General features: G+C 71.5%; 3 protein-coding genes and 1 pseudogene. 1 reads left to right on the plus strand and 3 read right to left on the minus strand.

What is annotated here, in order from left to right; translation table 11 throughout:
• The first annotated feature begins 409 nt into the window (after positions 1-409).
• Positions 410-1,411: a sigma-70 family RNA polymerase sigma factor gene (locus JS521_RS34800; protein ID WP_205086862.1), complete on the plus strand. Its 1,002-nt coding sequence runs from the start codon at positions 410-412 to the stop codon at positions 1,409-1,411.
• 195 nt (positions 1,412-1,606) lie between these two features.
• On the opposite strand, the pseudogene JS521_RS37100 reads toward JS521_RS34800, so the two are convergent.
• The 3 genes and pseudogenes from JS521_RS37100 to JS521_RS34810 all read right to left on the minus strand — a co-directional run.
• A pseudogene (locus JS521_RS37100) lies at positions 1,607-1,738 on the minus strand (transcriptional regulator); the annotation flags it as partial.
• A 6-nt stretch (positions 1,739-1,744) separates the two neighbouring features.
• Positions 1,745-2,500: a DUF6227 family protein gene (locus JS521_RS34805; RefSeq protein ID WP_205086863.1), complete on the minus strand. Its 756-nt coding sequence runs from the start codon at positions 2,498-2,500 to the stop codon at positions 1,745-1,747.
• Between the two features lie 286 nt (positions 2,501-2,786).
• A partial coding sequence (locus JS521_RS34810; RefSeq protein ID WP_205086864.1) for a P1 family peptidase occupies positions 2,787-3,209 on the minus strand: 423 nt, incomplete at its 5' end.

Below are 3,209 nucleotides of genomic sequence, written 5' to 3' on the forward strand. Positions count from 1 at the left end.
CGCCCCGGGGGGGGTGCCGCCTACCCGGCTGCCCCTCGTCCCCCCCGGCCCCATTTCTGGCCGGGGCGCCCGGGCTGCCCGGCGTCCGTATCCCCCCCCACGCTAGGCGGCGGGTGGGCGGGTGGGGTGAGGTGTGGGGGTCATGTATGAGCGGGGTCTCATAGGCGCGCCGATCCCGGGTACCCGGCCGGAGAGCCGGAAAGGGGTCCGATCGCCCCCGGTACCGGCTCTGACCTGCGCGTCCGGCGGAATCCGGGAGCGACGTCCAGCGGACCGAGCCGGACAGGGTACTGCATGATCACGAAAATGAATGTGCCGCATGGGAATTCTGTCCGGATTCCAGTCGTTGTTTCCATCGGATGCAGGGCACCCGAAAGGGTGTCGCGACCTACTCAGCAAGGGAGCACGCATGGCAACCCGTGCCGTCGCCCGTCGTACGTCCGCCGCCTCCGGTGGGACCGACCGGGCAAGCAGTGTTCGCGCCGTGGGCGGGGAGATCGCCGATCGCGACCTGGTCGGCATGTACCTGGACGAGATCGCCCGCACACCGCTGCTCGACGCCGCCAAGGAAGTCGACCTCTCGCAGACCATCGAGGCGGGCGTCTACGCCCAGCAGATCCTCGACGGCGAGGTGGAGGGCGCCGCCGGTGACGCGAAGCGTGAGGAGCTGGAGGCGCTGGTCGCCGAGGGCGAGCGCGCCAAGGACATATTCATCCGTTCCAACCTCCGGCTCGTCGTGGCCGTGGCCCGCCGCTACCCGCGCGCGGGGCTCCCCCTGCTCGACCTGATCCAGGAGGGCAACGCGGGCCTGGTGCGCGCGGTCGAGAAGTTCGACTATGCCAAGGGCTTCAAGTTCTCCACGTACGCGACCTGGTGGATCCGGCAGGCCATCACCCGGTCCATCGCCGACCAGTCCCGCACGATCCGGCTCCCCGTCCACCTGGTGGAGGAGCTCGGCCGGATCCGCCGTGTCCAGCGCGAGTTCAACCGCGAGCACGGGCGCGACCCCGAGCACGCGGAGATCGCCGCCGAGCTCGACTCCAACGCCGAGCGCGTCGGCAACGTCCTGGACTGGGCCCGCGACCCGGTCAGCCTCAACATGTCCGTGGACGACGACGGCGACACCCAGTTCGGCGACCTGCTGGAGGACACCTCCGCCGTCTCGCCCGAGCAGTCGGTGATGACCCTGCTCCGCAGCGAGGAGCTGGAGGACCTCATCGGCAAGCTCGACAACAGGACCGCCTCGATCATCAAGATGCGGTACGGCATCGAGGACGGGCGCGAGCGGACCCTGACCGAAGTGGGCAAACAGCACGGCCTCACGCGGGAGCGGATCCGCCAGATAGAGAAGCACGCACTGCTCGAATTGAAGCGAATGGCTCACGACACGGGCTTTGACGCTGCGGCGTGAGCCAATAACCCGTAATCTCCCCATCAAGCCGGTTCGCACCGGCTGACCGACCGGGTCATTCCGGTCACCCGACCGGTTTTTCCGGTCCCTGAGCTGAGCCCCGGCGCCCACCCCCCCCGGCGTCGGGGCTCACCCCTGTTCAGGCGAGCCCGCGAACCGGCCCGCCTCCGGCCCTTGACCCTCCGGCCCGTGGTGTTCCGGCCCCTCGCCCTCCGGTTCCTCGCCCTCAACCGGCAGCGGTCTCGGCGCGAACCGGGCCCCCGTCGCGTACGGCTCGACCTGCCGCTTCGTCCGGGTGTCGTCGCCGCTGCGGTACGTGAACCTCAGCCCGGGTCAGCAGATCCGGGTGCGGCTCTCCATCGCCGCGCGGGCGGTGTGCTCGTCCTCGTAGACCTCGCACATGTGGCGGCCGTCGGGCGTCGCCGTGTGCTCGACCTCCCACAGGCTCGTCTCGCTGCCGTCCAGCAGCAGGAACGCGTGCTCGTAGAGCGTGAACCCGGCGGGCCGGCCGTCGACCTGGCACTGACGCCCGAAGATCTGGGTGATGTGGTGGGCGAAGGCGGACCGGAGCAGCCGCGCCTTCCGCTCGCCCGGCCGGTCGTCGTTCTCCGCGCGGCGCAGCACCCGGCGGGCGTGGTCCGCGGAGTTGTCGGGGGCGTACGTCCGGGGGAGCGGGGCCGGCGGGGCGGACATCAGGACCGTCAGCATCTCCAGCTCCCCCTGCGTCTCCCGCATCCCCTCGTCGCCGAAGGCCGGGGAGTCGCACAGGCTCCCGGCGAGCCGGGACGCGGCGATGCGGGCGTCGCCCTCGTCGTCGTACAGCTCGTGCCGGCGCGGGGCCCGCACGTCCCGGCCTGCGCTGTGCACCAGCTCCCACAGGGTGAGGGCGGAGCCGTCGGCGAGGAGATACGTGTGACGGTAGGTCTCGCGGTGCAGCACGGAGCTGTGGTGCGAGGAGTGCAGCGAACTGCTGTGGGCGAGCGCGGTGCCGAGCCGGTCGACCGTGCTGTCGGGGAGGTCGAAGGAGTTCAGGGCGCGTCGCAGGAGTCGGTCGAGGTGGTGCTCGGTTGTCTCGTACGGATCGCTCAAGGTGGTGTCTCCAGGCCGTCGCCGCGTGTTACTTGATGCGTGCTCAACGTAGTCCCTGGGTCCGACATCGTGACCGGGGTTGGTAAAAACGTAGGGCGCACGCAGAAAGTTCCCCGCCTGTTCCCGGTGCATTTCGGGCGGTTGGGATGAACTCCCTTGCGCGGACGGCAAGTCGGCCGCCCGTGCGCCCCTCGCCCGCGCCGCGCGCCCCCTGGGGCCTGCCGTTTCGGCCGGCCCTCATGCCCGTTTCGGTCAGCCCTCATGCCCGAGTCGGCGACGCCCGCGATCACTCCGGCCCGTCTCCGTACAGCTCCGTGTACGACAGGAGCGTGCCGCCCGGCCCCTCGGTGCTCCGGGCCGCGCGGACCGCCTTCACGATGGCCCGCGCCAGGACGTCGGCGCCCGCCGCCAGGATCTCGTTGACGGCGACCGGATCCCCGGGCTCCACCGGCACCTGCCCGGTGGCCAGCGTGAACACGGTGTCCCCGTCGGTCAGCAGATGGACCGGGCGCACCGCGCGCGCCAGGCCGTCGTGGGCGGTGCCCGCCAGCTTCTGGGCCTGCGCCCGGGTCAGGTCCGCGTCCGTGGCGACGACCGCGATCGTCGTGTTGAACGGCGGAACCCCGCCCCCGGCCGCCTCCGCCGCTTCCCGCTCCCGCGCGAGACGCCGCTCCGCTGCCGCGTGGACCTCGGCCGGCGGGTACGCGGG

Source organism: Streptomyces durocortorensis (assembly GCF_016901035.1).
Classification (GTDB): domain Bacteria; phylum Actinomycetota; class Actinomycetes; order Streptomycetales; family Streptomycetaceae; genus Streptomyces; species Streptomyces durocortorensis.

Bases quoted from the DNA above. Each gene is read 5' to 3' on its own strand.
- JS521_RS34800 (WP_205086862.1), top strand. From the start codon at position 410: ATGGCAACCCGTGCCGTCGCCCGTCGTACGTCCGCCGCCTCCGGTGGG.